17 protein-coding genes are annotated in these 19,150 nt (G+C 40.3%); 10 read left to right on the forward strand and 7 right to left on the reverse strand.

The window, feature by feature from the left end; translation table 11 throughout:
• Window positions 1-180 precede the first annotated feature (180 nt).
• Window positions 181-1,197 (forward strand): peptidoglycan DD-metalloendopeptidase family protein, encoded by a 1,017-nt coding sequence (locus ACP8HI_RS22455; RefSeq protein WP_438348344.1) that lies wholly within the window; start codon window positions 181-183, stop codon window positions 1,195-1,197.
• Window positions 1,198-1,335: 138 nt separating this feature from the next.
• Here ACP8HI_RS22455 and gyrA read toward each other — a convergent pair whose 3' ends face one another.
• Window positions 1,336-3,906: a DNA gyrase subunit A gene (gyrA, locus tag ACP8HI_RS22460; RefSeq protein WP_438348345.1), complete on the reverse strand. Its 2,571-nt coding sequence runs from the start codon at window positions 3,904-3,906 to the stop codon at window positions 1,336-1,338.
• 293 nt (window positions 3,907-4,199) lie between these two features.
• On the opposite strand from gyrA, the gene ACP8HI_RS22465 reads away from it, so the two are divergent.
• Entirely contained in the window at window positions 4,200-5,027 is an 828-nt protein-coding gene (locus tag ACP8HI_RS22465) for a YheC/YheD family protein (RefSeq protein WP_438348346.1), read from the forward strand.
• Between the two features lie 77 nt (window positions 5,028-5,104).
• Here the strand turns inward: ACP8HI_RS22465 and gyrB are convergent, their stop codons facing one another.
• The 6 genes from gyrB to dnaA form a co-directional block, all read right to left on the reverse strand.
• Window positions 5,105-7,015, reverse strand: coding sequence for a DNA topoisomerase (ATP-hydrolyzing) subunit B (gene gyrB / locus ACP8HI_RS22470; protein WP_438348347.1), 1,911 nt, complete (start codon window positions 7,013-7,015; stop codon window positions 5,105-5,107).
• A 44-nt stretch (window positions 7,016-7,059) separates the two neighbouring features.
• Window positions 7,060-7,311, reverse strand: a complete 252-nt coding sequence (remB, locus tag ACP8HI_RS22475) for an extracellular matrix regulator RemB (protein ID WP_438348348.1) — start codon at window positions 7,309-7,311, stop codon at window positions 7,060-7,062.
• A 17-nt stretch (window positions 7,312-7,328) separates the two neighbouring features.
• Window positions 7,329-8,441: a DNA replication/repair protein RecF gene (gene recF / locus ACP8HI_RS22480; RefSeq protein WP_438348349.1), complete on the reverse strand. Its 1,113-nt coding sequence runs from the start codon at window positions 8,439-8,441 to the stop codon at window positions 7,329-7,331.
• Window positions 8,442-8,600: 159 nt separating this feature from the next.
• Window positions 8,601-8,819, reverse strand: a complete 219-nt coding sequence (gene yaaA / locus ACP8HI_RS22485) for a S4 domain-containing protein YaaA (RefSeq protein ID WP_438348350.1) — start codon at window positions 8,817-8,819, stop codon at window positions 8,601-8,603.
• A gap of 36 nt (window positions 8,820-8,855) precedes the next feature.
• The gene (gene dnaN, locus ACP8HI_RS22490; RefSeq protein WP_438348351.1) at window positions 8,856-9,995 is read right to left on the reverse strand and encodes a DNA polymerase III subunit beta; all 1,140 of its coding nucleotides are present in this window, start codon (window positions 9,993-9,995) and stop codon (window positions 8,856-8,858) included.
• 194 nt (window positions 9,996-10,189) lie between these two features.
• Window positions 10,190-11,536: a chromosomal replication initiator protein DnaA gene (gene dnaA, locus ACP8HI_RS22495; protein ID WP_438348352.1), complete on the reverse strand. Its 1,347-nt coding sequence runs from the start codon at window positions 11,534-11,536 to the stop codon at window positions 10,190-10,192.
• Window positions 11,537-12,032: 496 nt separating this feature from the next.
• Between dnaA and ACP8HI_RS22500 the strand changes: the two genes are divergently transcribed.
• The 8 genes from ACP8HI_RS22500 to rsmG all read left to right on the forward strand — a co-directional run bounded on the left by ACP8HI_RS22500 (window position 12,033) and on the right by rsmG (window position 18,873).
• The gene (locus ACP8HI_RS22500; protein ID WP_438348353.1) at window positions 12,033-12,164 is read left to right on the forward strand and encodes a hypothetical protein; all 132 of its coding nucleotides are present in this window, start codon (window positions 12,033-12,035) and stop codon (window positions 12,162-12,164) included.
• 220 nt (window positions 12,165-12,384) lie between these two features.
• Complete coding sequence (gene rpmH, locus ACP8HI_RS22505) at window positions 12,385-12,519, forward strand: 50S ribosomal protein L34 (protein ID WP_068660895.1); 135 nt, start codon at window positions 12,385-12,387, stop codon at window positions 12,517-12,519.
• Between the two features lie 166 nt (window positions 12,520-12,685).
• Entirely contained in the window at window positions 12,686-13,036 is a 351-nt protein-coding gene (rnpA, locus tag ACP8HI_RS22510) for a ribonuclease P protein component (RefSeq protein WP_438348354.1), read from the forward strand.
• A gap of 74 nt (window positions 13,037-13,110) precedes the next feature.
• Window positions 13,111-14,001: a YidC/Oxa1 family membrane protein insertase gene (locus ACP8HI_RS22515; RefSeq protein ID WP_438348355.1), complete on the forward strand. Its 891-nt coding sequence runs from the start codon at window positions 13,111-13,113 to the stop codon at window positions 13,999-14,001.
• Window positions 13,998-14,690, forward strand: coding sequence for an RNA-binding cell elongation regulator Jag/EloR (gene jag, locus ACP8HI_RS22520; protein ID WP_438348356.1), 693 nt, complete (start codon window positions 13,998-14,000; stop codon window positions 14,688-14,690). Before ACP8HI_RS22515 ends, jag begins: the two co-directional genes overlap by 4 nt.
• A gap of 180 nt (window positions 14,691-14,870) precedes the next feature.
• Window positions 14,871-16,247, forward strand: a complete 1,377-nt coding sequence (gene mnmE / locus ACP8HI_RS22525) for a tRNA uridine-5-carboxymethylaminomethyl(34) synthesis GTPase MnmE (protein ID WP_438348357.1) — start codon at window positions 14,871-14,873, stop codon at window positions 16,245-16,247.
• A 13-nt stretch (window positions 16,248-16,260) separates the two neighbouring features.
• Window positions 16,261-18,147 (forward strand): tRNA uridine-5-carboxymethylaminomethyl(34) synthesis enzyme MnmG, encoded by a 1,887-nt coding sequence (gene mnmG / locus ACP8HI_RS22530; RefSeq protein WP_438348358.1) that lies wholly within the window; start codon window positions 16,261-16,263, stop codon window positions 18,145-18,147.
• Between the two features lie 3 nt (window positions 18,148-18,150).
• Window positions 18,151-18,873 carry a 16S rRNA (guanine(527)-N(7))-methyltransferase RsmG gene (gene rsmG, locus ACP8HI_RS22535; RefSeq protein ID WP_438351947.1) on the forward strand — a complete coding sequence of 241 codons (723 nt, stop codon included), beginning with the start codon at window positions 18,151-18,153 and terminating at the stop codon, window positions 18,871-18,873.
• The last annotated feature ends 277 nt before the right edge of the window (window positions 18,874-19,150 follow it).

Raw genomic sequence — 19,150 nt, forward strand, 5'->3', positions numbered from 1 at the left:
TATGCCTTCATTTTAACATGATTGTTTTGCGTCAAACCAAAACTTACCTTAACGGAAGCTTAATTCGAAATCTATATAAAGTTAAGGGTGAGTTAATATACCATTTCACCAGACATAAGACTCGGTTGTTACAATGAGATGGTTCGAAGATCATATGACTAATATAAGGGGGAATGAAGAATGAAAGAGAAGCTAAACCATTTGGTTCTTTCAGGAATGTATAGAATGACAATATTAGCTGTGGTAGCACTTGTTACTTTAATGACGGCTTGCGGAGGAGGAATAGATACAAATATTAATACGCCCAGTTCGGAGGATATTACAATCACTGATAACCATCTTAAACCAGATGAGCTTCCTCAGGCGATGCTTGATGCGCGGTATAGTCAAATCTATGAACGCTTCAGTCCAGCATTTAAGGGGCAGATCAGCGAAGCTAATTTTGCCGAAATGGCTGAGGACTTCACCCAAGGGGTTGAATCATTCGAACAAGCTTCTGCTATGCAACTCAATGGTAGCGACCAACGAGTATGGCTTAATACCCCTCATGATAAGGGGATCTTTGTAGTATTCGATGAAACAGGCTTCATCGTGGGACTCCAGATCATGAACCTCTCCACTTGGACAGGTACAGATGAGATGCTAACTACAACAACCTACGAGCTTCCTTTTCACGGAGATTGGCTTGTGTTCTGGGGGGGATCAAACATGCTCGTGAACTACCATTATGAATACGAAAGTCAGCGATATGCATATGACTTCGTTCAGGTTAAAAACGGATACTCATTCACTGGTGATCCACTAAAAAATAATAGTTACTACGCCTTTGGTCAGGACATCTTGGCGCCTGCAGACGGTACAGTTATATCGGTAGTCAATCATATTCCAGACAATGAACCGGTAGGTGTCATGAACGAAAAGGAACCCGCAGGAAACGTAGTCGTTATCGATCATGGCGGAGAATATAGCTTCTTAGCACATCTCAAAAAGGACTCAGTCACAGTGAATCCTGGAGATCAGGTCAAACTAGGGGATAAGATTGGGGAGCTCGGTAATTCAGGCAACTCGAGTGAAGCACATCTTCATTTCCAAATATCAGACGGTGAGGATTTATTCGATTCAAGTTCATTAAATGTACGGTGGAAGGATGGATTGAACCCGATAAGGGGTGAAACCCTTCAATCTACAGCATACTAAATATGAAGACCAGCATAAAAATTAATATTATTATCCCCATTAAAAATGACCCCGGTAACAATACCGGGGTCATTTCGTAGGTTAACTATTAGGCACCGATGTATTACTACATCAATGTTAAGCTTCGAATCTTTATTTCTAATCTTCTAGCGTATCATCAGAATCGTCTAGAATGATATCCTCATCATCCGATGAACCTTCTTCTAAAGATTCTGTTCTCTGAACGACGGTAACAGAACCAGATTCATCGAATTCACCTTCATCCTCATGCAATTCATCTGTTTCTTCTGTCTTATCTACACGAGATACTGTAGCCACGGCGTCATCTTCACGTATATTAATCAACTTAACACCTTGAGTATAACGACCCATCGTGGAGATCCCTTCCATACTTGTACGGATTAAAGTTCCAAGTGTGGTGATAATCATTAGATCTTCTTCGTTCTTCACTACTTTCAGAGCAATGACCGCACCGTTCTTTTCTGTCACATTAATGGTCTTAATTCCTTTACCACCACGACCCTGAGAACGATAGTCACTAGCCGGTGTTCGCTTCCCGTACCCATTGGCAGTAACGATCAAGATATCCAGGTCCTTATCGATGACATCCATACCAATAACTTGATCATTATCTCCTAAACGGATACCCCTAACCCCTGTTGCACTTCGTCCCATCGAGCGGACATCCCTTTCGGAGAAGCGGATAGACATCCCTTGAGACGTACCCATAATTAACTCTTCTTCGTTAGTTACAAGCTTCACTTCGATGAGTTCATCATCTTCACGAAGGTTGATAGCGATCAGACCGCCTTTGCGGATGTTCGTATAGTCTTCAAGTGGTGTTTTCTTCACGACCCCTTGACGAGTTGCAAAGAATAAGTATTCTTCACTCTCGAACTTCTGCACCGGAATGACGGCATTCACGGTCTCACCCTGTTCGATCTGGATCAGGTTGATAATCGCTGTGCCACGCGCTGTACGACTCAAATCAGGAATTTCATAAGCCTTGAGTCGATATACCTTCCCTCGATCAGTAAAGAATAAGAGATAGTGATGTGAATTCGTCACGAAGAGATGTTCAACAAAGTCTTGGTCCTTCGTGTCCATTCCCATAACGCCACGTCCACCACGCTTCTGGTTACGGTAGGTATTCGCAGGAAGACGCTTGATATAGCCGGAGTGACTGATCGTGATGATTACTTCTTCTTGCGGAATAAGGTCCTCATCTAGAATGCTCTCTTCACCAACTGTAATTTCAGTCCGACGCTCATCATTGAAACGTTCCTTAATTTCATTCAATTCTTCACTAATGATTTGTAGTATAAGCGATTCATCAGCTAATATTTCACGTAATTCTGCAATCTTCCTCTGCAACTCTTGGTATTCATTCTCAATCTTATCGCGTTCCAAGCCGGTCAGACGTTGTAAACGCATTTCCATAATGGCCTGTGCCTGTTCAAGGCTTAGCTCAAATCTACTGATGAGTCCATCACGTGCAATATCTGACGTTTGTGAACCACGTATTAGAGCAATAACTTCATCTAGGTGATCGAGTGCTATACGCAGTCCTTCTAGAATATGTGCTCTTGCTTCTGCCTTTCTGAGTTCAAATTCAGTCCGGCGTCGGATGACAACCTTCTGATGCTCCAAATAATGATACAACACATCAAATAGACTAAGCGTCTTCGGTTCACCATTGACAATGGCTAACATATTAATACCAAAAGTAGACTGCATTGGCGTTTGCTTGTATAGGTTATTCAATACAACATTCGGATTAACATCACGTCGTAATTCAATAACTACACGCATACCGTTGCGGTCAGATTCATCTCGCAAATCTGTAATACCATCTATATTCTTCTCACGGACAAGATCAGCAATTTTCTCCACCAGTCGTGCCTTGTTTACTTGATAGGGAAGTTCATAGATCACAATACGAGCTCTATTATTATTCTCTTCAATATTTGCCTTAGCACGCATCGTTACAGATCCACGACCCGTCTGGTAGGCTTGACGAATTCCCGAACGTCCTAATATGTATCCATAGGTTGGAAAGTCCGGTCCCTTGATATACTCCATCAATTCTAGAGGAGTAATTTCCGGATTCTTAATCAAAGCTTGAACGCCATCAATGACTTCACCTAAATTATGCGGTGGAATATTGGTAGCCATCCCAACGGCAATCCCTGATACCCCGTTCACTAACAAGTTAGGATAACGCGCTGGCAATACCATTGGCTCATGTTCTTCACCATCATAGTTAGGTTGGAAATCAATCGTTTCTTTGTTAATATCCCTTAACATTTCCATTGCGATCTTAGAAAGACGAGCTTCCGTATAACGCATCGCTGCAGCCATATCGCCATCAACCGAACCGAAGTTACCATGGCCTTCCACAAGCATGTAACGCATCGAGAAGTCCTGCGCCATCCGTACCATCGTTTGGTATACTGCTGTATCACCGTGCGGATGGTACTTACCGATAACATCACCGACAATTCTTGCTGATTTCTTAAATGGTTTATCCGGGGTCATCCCTAAATCATTCATAGCATACAGAATACGACGATGCACCGGCTTCAATCCATCTCTTACATCCGGCAAAGCCCGACTTACAATGATGCTCATCGCATAGTCCATAAACGACTCGCGCATTTCTACCCCGATATCCCGGTCCTTAATTTGCGAGTTTAATTCCTCCGACATGCTGTACCTCCTCCAATTCCTATCAACCAATCAATCAATGAAATATATAAAAAAAAGGTAATCTTAATTATATTACTTTCTCAAAAGCCGAACAATTAAACGTTATATATGATAAAAGGAGAAAAACACTGATTTAATGTTAAGAAATAGTGATGTGCCCTGCCCTCTTAAACCGCATATTCATACAATATTTAATAAATCCCTATCTCACAGTATACCATTGTTTTACTACCCTGTCCTAATTTTTCACGATCTGTTATATCAAAAATAGAATGTTGAAAGGATGAATACTTTTGGCTATTCAGCGTATCTCAAGCAAATGGGCCAAAACCAAAGTGCTCCTGCAGAATGAACATATCTCCTCACATATTCCTGTTACGTGTAAATACTCACCGGATGCCTTAGTACGTATGCTAAATGAATTCACCCTCGTCTTCTTGAAGCCCGACATAGGTACCTATGGTCGCGGAGTATTATGTATTGAACAAATAAAACCTAATATCATGGATCCACACGACAAGCTCCTACTCAACGATGATCACCAAGTCCACACCACCATATATGAACTTCGCTATGCTACTGAAACACAAGTGATTACGTCCATTAATGAACTGCATCTTAGACTTAAAACCCATATCCACAATGGTACTTATTTGATCCAACAAGGCATTCGCTTGTTACGCTATAACAATTGCCCTTTCGACTTACGCATTCTTACTCAAAAGAGCCCTAATCATCAATGGATAACAACAGGTATCATTGGTCGTGTGGCAGCCCCTCATAAAGTCATAACCAATCATCATAGTGGTGGACAATGCCAAACATTCGAAACCTTGATGTCCCCTTACAAGAACACTATGGAAGTATTTAACCTACAACAATCACTTAAAAAGTTAGGTGTTTCCGTCGCTCAACAGCTTCAAAAGAAATATCCTAATATTAAAGAACTTGGACTTGATATCGCAATAGATAACGAGGATTCATTCTGGATTTTAGAGGTAAATACCCTTCCCGCCTTATTCCCCTTCAAAAAATATATTTCTGACAAAGAAGTGTATCAGCGAATTCATCGGTATGCAGTATCCTATGGGAGATTCCAAAAAAAAGTAAAGTACTCTTGACATCATTGTAAACCGCAGTATTAAAAAGAGAAGGTGCTTTGAAAGCACCTTCTCTTCATCTTATTTCAATCCTATTTTTAAACATCCAAGTTCCTAACTGATTTCGCATGTTCATAAATAAAGTCTCGTCGTGGCTCTACGTTATCGCCCATTAGCGTATCAAACATATTATCCGCTAACATTGCATCATCAATGGTCACTTGAAGCATTGTCCGTGTTTCTGGATCCATCGTAGTATCCCATAGTTGCGTTGCGTTCATCTCTCCAAGACCTTTATAACGTTGAATATTGAATTTAGCATTAGCTCCAAATTCACTAATGATTTGATCTCTTTCCTTCTCTGTGTTCGCATATTTGATGACCTTATTGCGTTCCACTTTATATAAAGGGGGTTGTGCAATATAGACATAGCCTGCATCAATGAGTTTTCTCATATAGCGATAGAAGAATGTCAACATGAGTGTCCGAATATGTGCTCCATCAACATCCGCATCCGTCATAATAATAACCTTGTGGTAGCGAGCTTTACTGATGTCGAATTCTTCACCAATCCCGGTTCCCATAGCTGTTATCATGTTCCTAATTTCAGCATTGGAAAGAATACGGTCTAGTCTAGCTTTCTCAACGTTTAGAATTTTACCACGTAGAGGGAGAATCGCTTGGAAATGTCGATCTCGACCTTGCTTGGCTGATCCTCCAGCAGAGTCCCCTTCCACGATATAAAGCTCGCTGATAGATGCATCCTTCGAGGAGCAATCTGCTAGTTTACCTGGCAATGCACTGACCTCTAATGCACTCTTACGTCGCGTTAGCTCACGAGCTTTACGAGCTGCTTCTCGAGCTCTTGAGGCCTGTAGGCCCTTATCTAGAATCCGACGGGATACTGCTGGGTTCTCTTCTAGGAACTCTTGTAGTTTCTCCCCGAATAATGATTCCACAATTCCACGAACTTCACTGTTACCAAGCTTCGTCTTCGTCTGTCCCTCGAACTGTGGCTCTGGAATTTTAACTGAAATGATCGCGGTTAATCCTTCACGTACGTCATCACCAGATAAATTAGAGTTGCTATCTTTAATGACGCCTGTTTTGCGAGCATAATCATTTACAATCCGCGTCAACGCGCTCTTAAAGCCGGATTCATGCGTTCCGCCTTCATGCGTATTAATATTATTACAGAACGAATAGATATTCTCCGTATAGCTATCGTTATATTGCAAGGCAACTTCGACTTGGATCATATCACGTGAACCTTCCACATAAATAGGCTCCTCATGAAGCGCTTCTTTCTTCTCATTCAAGTATTTGACGTACTCACTAATTCCACCTTCATACATAAAACGGTTGGAAACGTCAGTTCTTTCATCAACAAGCGTCAAGGTAATACCTTTATTCAAGAAGGCAATTTCCCGAATACGTGTTAGGAGTGTCGCATAATCATACTCCGTTGTCTCTGTGAATATTTCAGGATCTGGCTGAAAGGTAACCGTTGTTCCATGTTCGTCCGTATCTCCGATCACTCTCACGTCATACTGAGGCACGCCACGTCGGTATTCCTGTTGATGGATATGTCCCTCACGTTTAACCGTTACAACAACCTTTTCGGATAAAGCATTCACAACCGATACACCTACACCGTGCAAACCACCTGAAACCTTATACCCGCCACCACCGAATTTACCACCCGCATGCAATACAGTCATAACGACTTCTAGAGCAGGGCGTTTCATCTTGGATTCTTCTCCTACAGGAATACCCCGTCCATTATCGACAACCGTCACACTGTTGTTTTGGTGAATAGTAACTTCTATGTGATCACATATACCGGCCATTGCTTCGTCGATACTATTGTCCACAACTTCCCATACTAAATGATGCAAGCCCTTTGCACTAGTTGATCCTATATACATCCCCGGCCGCTTACGAACAGCTTCTAGACCTTCCAGTACCTGAATCTGACTTTCATCATAACTTGGTTCATTCATAGACATGCCTTCACCTACTTCTATATATTCTAGATCATATAACGATAACGCTAAGCATTAGCATAGAACACGTTAACTCTTTTCTTAAGAGTAGTCGAGGAAATGGGAGAGTAAAAGACAATGTCTCTCGTTACAACGATGGACTTAGGCTCTTCCTCACCGATATTAACTAATGTTTTTTCCTCTTTGACGTGAGTTATGAATTGCTTGGATATTTTAGATGATTTCTCAATGGATATGTCAAAAATAGCAATGAGCTCTGAAGACCGAATAACTCTTTCTCCGCCCAAATGTATATACATCGTGACCCTCCACTCTTTTAGGAACCCACCTGACCTGCATTCACATGGTAAATATGTGCACCTTTTAATTTGTCTGCATTCAGACTCTCTACCCCAGTAGCGGTAATGAATGTCTGTACTTTGCTCTGGAATGTTTCGATGAGTTGAGTCTGACGATAGGGATCAAGCTCAGATAGAACATCATCTAGCAAAAGCACAGGATATTCACCAATCTCTTCTTTGATTAGTTCAATCTCCGCCAATTTGAGCGACAAGGCTGTCGTCCGCTGCTGTCCTTGAGAACCGTAAGTTTGTACTTCCTTACCGTTTATAAAAAAGGTCACATCATCACGGTGAGGCCCCGTAAGTGTCATGCCGCGCCTAACTTCCTGTTCTTTCAATTGTCCTAACTTTATCATAAATTGCTCGAATAAAACAGCTTCATCTTCCTCTTCTGCTTCTCCGAACGATGGAACGTAGCGTAATTGGAGATCTTCACTACCGTTTGTAATCCCGTGGTGAATGGTCTCTGCCCATTTCTGCAGCTTAATTATAAATTGTTTCCTTTTTCTTATAATTTTAACACCATGTTCCACAAGTTGTTCATTCCAGATGTCTAACAATCCCTGCTGCGTATCATCCTTACCCCATAATTGCTTCAAAAAGTTGTTTCGTTGAATCAATATTTTCTGGTATTGCTGTAAATGATATAGATAGCTTGGCTGGACCTGTCCAATCTCCATATCGAGAAATCGCCGACGAATTCCTGGAGTTCCCTTAACGATTTCCAAGTCTTCTGGTGCGAACATCACCACATTCAGAGAACCGATAAATTCACTTAATTTCCGCTGCTCAAGCCCATTGATCTTCGCTTTTTTCCCTTGGGGGGACAACATTAACTCTAGTAAAAGGGGTCCATATCTCTTCTCAACAGTGGCAGATACGTGAGCTGCCACTTGTTCAAAGGCAATAAGCTCACGATCCTTGGACGTGCGGTGACTTTTAGTAAGTGCCAGTACAAAGATAGCTTCCAGTAGATTCGTTTTCCCTTGAGCATTAGGACCAATCAAAAGGTTCACATCACCAAAGGAATCCAGCTGCAAATGTTCATAATTGCGGTAATGCTGCAAGCTGATGTTCTTTACAAACACATCGTATCCTCCTCATTTTCCACCCATATGTTCAAATATAAGAAAGTATAAGTTTCACTTCATACTCCATTTCTTATATTTCTGCAGAGACGGATATCGTCCTTCAAAAGGACGATGTAGCCGTTTCAGCTTGAGAAGCTGTGGGCTTTGAGGTGCAGATCATGACTCCTTAGTAACCTCAAACGTACCTTCATCCGTCACTTTCACAATATCTCCAGGATATAACTTACGACCACGTCGTTCCTCTAATTCTCCGTTGACTAAGACCATTGCCTCTTGAATTAGAGCTTTAGCCATTCCACCTGTTGATACACAATTAGATAACTTCAAAAACGTATCTAACTTTATATATTCACTTTGGATAATAATTTTGTTCATACCATTGTTCCTTTCACATTCAATTAGGCGTAAGCCTTAATTATTAGTTCTATACGGCAAAATAACAAATAGACTTTGGCTGTCATCCATTGGCTTGAGCACAATCGGACTCATCACCCCAGTGAAAGCAATCATTAATTGCTCACTTTCGACTACTTTTAGAACGTCCAACATATATTTAGAGTTAAAGGAAATACGCAGTGGGTCCCCTTTAAAGTCTATTAATTCCAATTCTTCGCGTACCTTACCCAGTTCAGTCGAGCTCGAGGATATTTCAATTCCACCATTTTCTAACGTTTGTAATCTTACGATGTTCGTTTTTTCTTCTCTGGAGAGTAAATAAGCCCGATCAATTGATTCACTTAATTTTTTGGTATCGACAATCAGTTCTGTTTTATACGTTGACGGAATAATCCTAGAAGTATCTGGATAAATCCCTTCGAGAATTCGTGAATAGAAAAGAACATGGTCAATTTTGAATAACACCTGATTATCGGATACGACGATATCGACTAGCGTATTCTGATCAGGGACAATTTTACTTAATTCATTTAACGTTTTACCGGCAATAACAACGTTATTGAACTTAACATCCGCAGCATTCAAATAAGCTGAACGTGTTGCGAGGCGATGACGGTCGGTCGCAGTGAATTTCAGTTCATTATCTTCCAAGTTCCATAGGACACCTGTAAGAATAGGTGTTGTTTCATGCGTAGAAATAGAGAATCCCGTTTGTCTAATCATATTTTTCAATAGATCACCTGGAATAGAAACGGTCTGATTACCTTCAATAGCTGGCAAAATGGGGAACTCCTCTGGATCTAGACCTACCATTTGGATCTCTGTTGCACCTGATGAAATAAAAGTATGGAATTGTTCCTTCACTTCCATATGAATATCTTGAGAAGGAAGTTTCTTAATAATTTCCACAAAAAACTTAGCAGGGAGCACAACACTGCCTGTTTCCTCGATTTGGACAATCGTCCCTTTATCATCTTCAACAGGAATGAATGATTGAATTGAAATATCGGTATCACTTGCTGTAAGTGTAACTCCTTGATGATTCACGTCTACTTTAATCCCAGTCAGAATAGGAATAGTCGTCCGACTTGAAATGGCTTTATAGACTTGTTGGATCGATTCGTTTAAATAATCTTTGAGAATGTTAATTTTCATAATTTCACTCCTTGGGGAAATTCGGGAATTGGGTCAGAAATGTAGACCTTTTTCACCCTCTTTATAGATGATTATTCTTTATATCTTTTATTAGTAATAGTAATAGGCGCGGTGGATATGTGTATAAGTCTAAATAGCTTAATAAAGCCAAGCCTATCCACATGTGTATAGATTGTGCATAGGCTTGGACTTGTTCAGGTTGGATTTTTGATGTTATCTATGAGGTTATTGACCACTTTAAATAGCTCTTGGTCTACCTTGAGTAATTGAGTTATTTTCTCATGAGCATGGATAACGGTTGTATGATCTCTACCACCGAAAGCTTCACCAATTTTGGGTAAAGAGAAGTCGGTTAATTCTCGTGAAAGATACATAGCAATTTGTCTAGGGAATGCGATAGCCTTTGTCCGCTTACGGGCTTTAAAGTCTTCCATTCGCATGTTGTAGTATTCTCCAACCTTTTGCTGAATATCCTGCATTGTGATCATTCGAGGACGGCTTGAAGGAATAATATCCTTAAGTGCCTCTGCTGCTAAATGAGTAGTTACATCTTGATTTGTCAGAGATGAATAGGCTACTACACGGATCAAAGCGCCTTCTAATTCACGTATATTCGTGTCGATCTGATTCGCGATATACATCATTGCTTCATTGGGAATATCCAAGTTTTCAGCTTTTGCCTTTTTACGCAAAATCGCAGTCCTCGTCTCGAGATCTGGAGGTTGGATATCCGTAATCAAGCCCCATTCAAACCGAGAACGTAAACGTTCTTCCAACGTTGGAATTTCCTTGGGCGGTCTATCACTAGAAATAATAATTTGTTTACGTTCTTCATGGAGAGCATTGAATGTATGGAAAAATTCTTCCTGTGTAGATTCTTTACCTGCAAGGAACTGGATATCATCCACGAGGAGAATATCAACGCTACGATATTTATTGCGGAAATTTTCCGTACGATTGTCTCGAATCGAATTAATAAATTCGTTTGTAAATTTCTCTGAAGATAGATAGACCACTTTACTGTTTGGATTATGCTCCAGTACATAGTGACCAATCGCATGCATTAAATGCGTCTTTCCTAGTCCAACTCCACCATATAGAAATAGAGGGTTATAGGCTTTGGCTGGGGCTTCTGCAACAGCTAAAGATGCTGCATGAGCAAATCGGTTACCTGATCCGATAACGAATGTATCAAACGTATATTTGGGATTAAGCATATGGGTCATAGACTCTTCATGGGAAATTTGAGGTTTTGGAGAGGAGAAAGAAGGCATGGGATCCTCAATTTTGGTCTCTTCGATCACAAATTTAACATCAAGCTGCTTACCAACAACTTCAAATAGAGTGGAACCCACCAGTTTGGTATAGCGACTTTCAAGCCATTCGACAGCAAATGTCGTAGGGGCAGATATGACAATGGTTTGATTATTCATTGAGGTCGCTTTTGTTGCTTTGAACCAAGTATCAAAGCTGGGCTTACTTAGCTTGGTCTGAATAATAGATAAAATTTGCTGCCATAGTTCGGAAGTATGGCTTTCCACAGATATTGTCACTCCTTTAAATCATCTAAATCTGGCGTATGCCATGAGAGAAAATGTCGAAATAAAACGAATATGGATCTATTTATCCCCAAAACTCAGAAGCGGAAAAACATAAAAAAATGGATAAATTGAACTTGTTCACAACTTTATCCACAGCTTGTTGATAATATTGAGGCATAACACATGTATTCACATCAAAAAGTATTACCATCATAGCAAAAGAACCGCCTAATTTCAATGATTGGTGCCATTTTATCCACAAACCCAATAACTTGTGTATAATTTTTATGCACACCACAAGATATTGTTTATATCATGTTAAAATTTCGACAGCATCTTGTAAAATACAAATAAACTTATGCACAGCTTGTGCTAAAAATAATCGAAAATGATATTATTATGAACAAGTGGATAAGTTTATTTTTTTATTTTATTTTTTCATGACCTGTGGAGAACTTTTTGAACATAGCAGAAAGTATAAAATTTAGGGTGAATTGTGAAAGCGGAGGTTTTCGAGTTACGAGATGTACTCGTTGCAGCAAATAGTAGCAACAAAGAATATGGAGAGGATTTAATTGTTGTATCTACAATTGATAGACGAGGAGGAGAAGGCGGAAGCGGAAGGTGATTATTGCTGGTGATGATATTTCTGTGGGCGATTTTCTTACGTTATCCCCTTCTGGCAAAAAAATAAGGCTATAATGGTAGAAGACGACTTGGAGGAAGTTGATACTTAGGGGTAGGAAGTTGACATTTACGTGTCTACATGGTTATAATGTGTAAAGGCATTTTCGTGATTATGAGAATGGTTAATCTATGATATAAATTCCTGTAAGGGGGTGCAATACATGGGACCGACTTTTAAACCAAATGTGAGTAAACGCGCTAAGGTTCATGGTTTCCGTAAAAGAATGAGCACGAAAAACGGCCGTAAAGTTTTGGCTGCTCGTCGCTTAAAAGGCAGAAAAATATTGAGTGCATAAATGTGAGCGTGCATGAAGACCACTCAGGTGGTCTTTTTTTTCTTAACAATAAGAAAAGTAACTATTAAGTACTATAATGATATGATTGGTTTATGGGTTCTGAAGAGTGCCTATAATATAAGTAGGAAGATAGATTATAATAATGAAGTGAAATTGGGAGAGACTCGTGCATAAAAGTTTACGTTTACGAAACCGGGCTGATTTCAGTCGCGTATATCGTCATGGAAAGTCATTTGCCAATCATCAATTTGTGGTCTACTGGTTCCGCAAAAGAGAAGTAGAGCAATTCAGAGTTGGTATTTCAGTCAGTAAAAAGGTAGGGAATGCGGTTGTACGTAATCGTATGAGAAGATTGGTGAAGGAAATTGTGCGTCATCATGATTCAGAATTGATAGAACACATTGACCTCGTATTTATTGTACGTAAAGGTGCTCTAAATATGACCTATAAGGACTTGGAAAAGAGTATTCTGCATGTGTTACGCAAAGCGTCACTTCTGAAGGCCACGAAGCAATGAAGCTATATTTATTTGTCCCTCGGAATATGATATGATTTACTATGAAATGTAAGCGTTAAGAGAGGGGTTATCGAGTGTCACGATTGAAGACTAGCCGGGGAAGGAAATGGATCCTCCTCACCATGATGATTTTTGCAATGACCGTATTAGCGGGTTGTGGAACAGGTGGAGCAGTTGCGAAGACCACTGATCAACTACTTGAAGGTGGATTTTGGCAGAGAAACGTTGTTTACTGGTTCGCTTCAGCACTAGATACGTTCGCCAGTTGGTTCGGTGGTCAATACGGACTAGCCGTATTAGTAATGGTGATTATTGTACGGACACTTATATTGCCGTTAACCATTAAGCAAGTAAAAAGTTCTAGAGCGATGCAAGCTATTCAGCCTGAACTCGCTAAGCTTAAAGAAAAGTATAAGGATAACCCGGAACAACAACAACAGGAAACGATGAAGTTATTTCAAGAGAATAAGGTAAATCCAATGGCGGGGTGCTTACCCTTAATTGTTCAGATGCCAATATTTATCGCTCTTTATAACTCTATTTATGGAAATGAATTATTACGTCATGGTGAGTTCTTATGGTTACAACTTGGAGAACCGGACAAAACATTTATTCTTCCCTTTTTAGCTGCCATTACGACATTCTTTCAGACTAAAATGATGATGAAGATGAACCCGTCGCCACAACAAGGGGCTATGAAGTTCATGATGATGGTCTATCCGGTATTGATATTCTTCATGTCATACAATTTCCCATCTGCTTTACCGTTATATTGGTTCTTCAGTAACCTGTATACATTAGCACAGAATTATTTCCTTTATCGTAACAATCCTAACACAGCTAATGTTTCTGGTGTTGCTGTAGTAGGTAGCAGTAAATCAAATATTAAAGGAAGCCAAGCTAAAGGTAAAACAAATCATAATCATCCTAAGAAGAAATCGAAGGGGGCAAAAAGGTCTAAATGAGCAACGTCATCGCTTCAGGAAAAACCGTTGAAGAAGCTGTAAATAAGGGACTTTCCAAACTCGGGGTTAGCCAAGACCGTGTTACGGTTAATATACTTTCGCAGCCGTCAAAAGGATTCCTGGGACTGATTGGTGTCAGGGAAGCGAAAGTAGAACTTGCTTTACTTCCGGAATTAGCACCAAATCCAGTTGCCGAGACGGTAAAGCCTCTATTTGATTCTAGCAATCATGATCTAGTAGAGGGAGACCCTTATGCCATAGCAGTACAATTCATTCTTGATGTTGGTAAAAGTATGGGATTAGACGTGCAGGTAGAGATGCAGCATTCAAGAGAAGCAACAACACTCCATATCTTTGGACCTGATTTGGGACTTATGATTGGTAGAAGGGGCCAGACATTGGATTCTCTTCAATACCTAGCGAACATTGTAGCCAATCGTGCATCGAATAGTTATATAAGACTTATTCTTGATGCTGAGAATTTCCGCGAACGCCGCAAGAAGACGTTAGAGGAACTCGCAGATCGTTTGGCAGGACGTGTGATTCGTTCTCATAAAGAGGTTGTGCTTGAGCCAATGTCCTCTCAAGAACGTAAGGTGATTCATGCCAAGCTTCAGGATCATAAACTGGTGAAGACCTACAGTAAAGGCGAAGAACCTAACAGGCGTGTAGTCATTTCGTTAAGGTAACGAGATTAAATAGATAGAATGAACTAAAGACTAAAGACCAACCCTCATATTCGTGGTTTCACTAGAATCTATAGAGTTTAGGGAGTGTTAACTTTAGTTCAATCTATATAGATGCAATGACTCTCTGGTAAGTGTATTAGAGTCATTGCTTTTTATATTTTATAGGAAGAGGTGACATTGTTGATTAGTGATACTATAGCAGCCATTATCACAGCAGTTGGAGAAGCAGGGATTGCGGTCATCCGTGTTAGTGGTCCGGAAGCGATTATAGAAGTAGAACGAATATTTAAAAGTCGGATAAAGCTAACTGAAGCTGATTCACATACGGTTCAATATGGACATGTTATTAATCCTCACACAGGAGAGCAGATTGAAGAGGTACTAACAACAGTGATGCGGGCACCTCGGTCTTTTACAATGGAGGATGTCGTGGAGATCAGTGCGCATGGTGGAGTGATCTCTGTTACGCGTGTGATGGGCTTGTTATTGCAACAGAATATTCGGTTGGCTGAGCCAGGCGAATTTACGAAGCGTGCATTTCTGAACGGACGAATTGATTTATCACAAGCGGAGGCAGTTATTGATCTTATTCGCTCGAAGTCAGATCGTGCCTTTTCTATTGCATTGAAACAAGTGAAGGGCGATCTTTCACAGCAAATTATCAATCAAAGATTTACGTTGATTGAGACGCTGGCTCATATTGAAGTGAATATTGATTATCCCGAGCATGATGTAGAGTCGATGACATCTTCTTTTATTATGGAGAAGTGTAGTGAAGTTATGGAAGGAATTACGAAGTTATTAAAGACCTCAGAGGAAGGTAAGATCCTTCGCGAAGGAATCACGACAGCCATTGTAGGTCGTCCCAATGTGGGGAAATCCTCTTTGTTAAACACATTAGCACATGATAATAAAGCGATCGTAACGGATATTCCTGGAACGACACGTGATGTCATAGAAGAATTCATTACCATTAATAATATTCCATTAAAGTTACTAGATACGGCAGGTATTCGTGATACGATGGATGTTGTTGAGAAGATTGGGGTAGAACGATCTAAGAATGCTGTGAATGAGGCAGACCTCATATTGCTTGTATTAGATGCAAGTCAGCCTCTACATGAGGATGAATTGGTATTAATGGAACAAATCCGTGGTAGACAATGCATTGTGATTATGAATAAAATGGACTTACAATCCCAAATAGATATAGATGTAGTAAAACGTTACTTTGATGAGGCGTCTATTGTTCAAATGTCCATAAAGGATCAAAAAGGTATTGATGCATTGGAGAATGCCATATCCAAGTTATTCTTCAACGGTCAATTGGAATCGAATGATCTGACTTATGTAAGCAATATTCGACATATTTCCTTATTAAAGAATGCAAATCAGTCATTACAAGATGCCTATGATGCTGCTGAGCAACTTATTCCGATAGATATGATTCAGATTGATGTTCGTTTGGCTTGGGAACAGCTTGGAGAAATTATTGGTGATACGGCGGGGGATTCTCTGCTTGATCAAATCTTTTCACAATTTTGTTTGGGTAAATAAAGGGGGTAGGACGATGAGTTATATAGGAAGCAATTATGATGTGATCGTGATCGGAGCGGGCCATGCTGGGGTAGAATCTGCCTTAGCTGCTGCTCGAATGGGCTGTAAAACATTAGTTATTACGATTAATTTAGATATGGTGGCCTTTATGCCATGTAATCCATCGATCGGTGGTCCTGCCAAGGGGCATGTTGTGCGGGAAGTTGATGCGCTTGGTGGTGAAATGGGTCGGAATATTGATCGGACATTTATTCAAATGCGGATGCTAAACACAGGGAAGGGCCCAGCAGTGCATGCACTACGGGCTCAAGCAGACAAATTCTCATACCAGCATACAATGAAGGAAACGTTAGAGAAGGAACCGAACATTACCCTGCGTCAGGGAATGGTTGATGAGTTGATCGTTGAAGAGGGACAATGCGTAGGTGTCCTCACGATGACGGGTACCGAATACCGAGCTAAATCGATTGTGTTAACGACAGGCACCTATTTACGCGGCAAGGTGATTATGGGTGAGTTAACTTACGAAAGTGGACCTAATAATCAACAACCATCAGTAAAACTAGCAGAGAATTTACGTGAGCATGGCTTCGAGCTCGTACGTTTCAAGACAGGAACTCCAATGCGTGTGCATAGGGATACGATTGACTTCAGCAAGACGGAGATCCAACCAGGGGATGAGAATCCTAAGTTCTTCTCCCATGAGACGGTATCTTCCACCAATGAGCAACTTCCTTGTTGGTTAACTTATACGACTGCTGAGACACAGGCGATTATTATGGCTAATCTTGATCGTGCTCCTATGTACTCCGGTCTTATTGAAGGAACAGGGCCACGTTATTGTCCATCTATTGAGGATAAAGTTGTCCGCTTTAGTGACAAGGCAAGGCATCAAATCTTCCTAGAACCTGAAGGTAAGAGCACAGCAGAGTATTATGTACAGGGCTTGTCAACAAGTATGCCAGAGGATGTACAGATTGCTATGTTGCATTCTGTTCCAGGTTTGGAAAAAGCAGAAATCATGCGTAATGGTTATGCTATTGAATACGATGCTATGGTACCGACACAATTATGGCCATCGCTTGAAACGAAGAAAATGCCAGGATTGTTTACTGCGGGTCAAATCAATGGAACATCTGGCTATGAGGAAGCAGCAGCACAAGGGGTTATCGCTGGGATTAATGCTGCACGTAAAGTGCAAGGGAAGGAACCAATCGTTCTTAATCGATCTCAGGGATATATTGGTGTATTAATCGATGATTTGGTGACTAAGGGAACCAACGAACCGTATCGTCTATTAACATCACGTGCTGAATATCGGTTATTGCTTCGTCATGATAACGCAGATCTGCGTCTTACGCCGATTGGACATGAGATCGGTTTGATAACAGATGAAAGATATGAAAGATTCTTAATTAAAAAGGAAACGGTTGAGCTTGAAGTTGAACGTTTACGTATAGAGAAGGCGAGACCTAGTGAAGTGAATGCGCTCTTGGAAGCATCGGAGTCGTCTCAAATTCAGGATGGTAGTAGTATGTTGGTTCTTTTGCGTCGACCTGAGATTAACTACAGTCACATTGAGCAACTTTCACCGTCGCCGTATGAATTAAGCGATGAAATGAAGGAACAAGTTGAAATTCAAATTAAGTATGCGGGTTATATAGAAAAGCAAATGATGCATGTGGAGAAGTTACAGAAGATGGAGAAAAAGAAAATTCCTGATTCTATCATATATGAAGAAATAAAGGGACTTGCTATTGAAGCACGGCAAAAGCTAGCTAAGATTCGTCCACTTTCAATTGGTCAAGCAACTCGAATTGCGGGTGTTACACCGGCGGACATTTCTGTTCTATTGATATATCTTGAACATTATAATCGAGTAACTGCGGCAAGGGGTTAGATGATGGATTCTATACAACAGTCGTTCACCAGTCGCCTCCAGGAGCATGGAATCAAGTTAAATGAAACACAATTAGATCAATTTGAAATGTATTTCAAGGAATTGGTGAGTTGGAATGAGAAAATGAATTTAACGGGGATAACGGAGCGGGAACCCGTATATACGAAACATTTCTACGACTCTATTTCTCTAGCATTCTTCATGGATATGGATAAGATAAAGACGTTGGCTGATATCGGATCTGGAGCAGGGTTTCCAGGTATTCCGCTTAAAATTTGTTACCCAGATCTACAGTTAACGATTATTGATTCACTTAATAAGAGGATATCCTTTCTTAAAAATATCGTTGAGAAGTTAAATCTCACAGGTGTTGAACTCATTCATGGAAGAGCAGAAGAGTGGGGACAGAAACAGGGGTATCGTGATCATTTCGATTTAGTAACGGCTAGAGCAGTAGCAAAGCTAGCATTGCTGAATGAATGGTGTCTACCTTTTGTACGTGTGGATGGGACATTTGCTGCAATGAAAGGCAGTGATCCTACAGAAGAAGTTAAAGAAGCAACGTATAGTTTCAAACAATTAAAAGGTAAACTTAGTAAAGTTGAGCAATTCACTCTTCCAGTGGAAGAAGCTGAGCGTCATATCGTTTTTGTGCAAAAGAGAGCTGCCACACCTCAGAAATATCCAAGAAGTCCAGGTGTTGCAGCTAAGGCCCCTTTAATATAGAAAGCCAATATAATGTTTCACGTGAAACATTATAGATAAATCAAAATATGCCTTCTCCATAAACCGGAGAAGGCATATTTTTTCTTTAAAATATAAGAAAGTATAAGATACATGTAATACTCTATTCCTTATATTTCTGCAGAGACGAATATTAAACTTTAAAAAGGACGGCGAAGCCGTTTCTACTTGTTTAACGGGATATAGTCATATATAACATCAATAAAAGATGAAAAATAATGATGCTGATAGAATAGGATTATATTAGAAAAGGTGATAG

The sequence above is a fragment of the Paenibacillus sp. FA6 genome (assembly GCF_051550225.1).
Taxonomy (GTDB): domain Bacteria; phylum Bacillota; class Bacilli; order Paenibacillales; family Paenibacillaceae; genus Paenibacillus_AQ.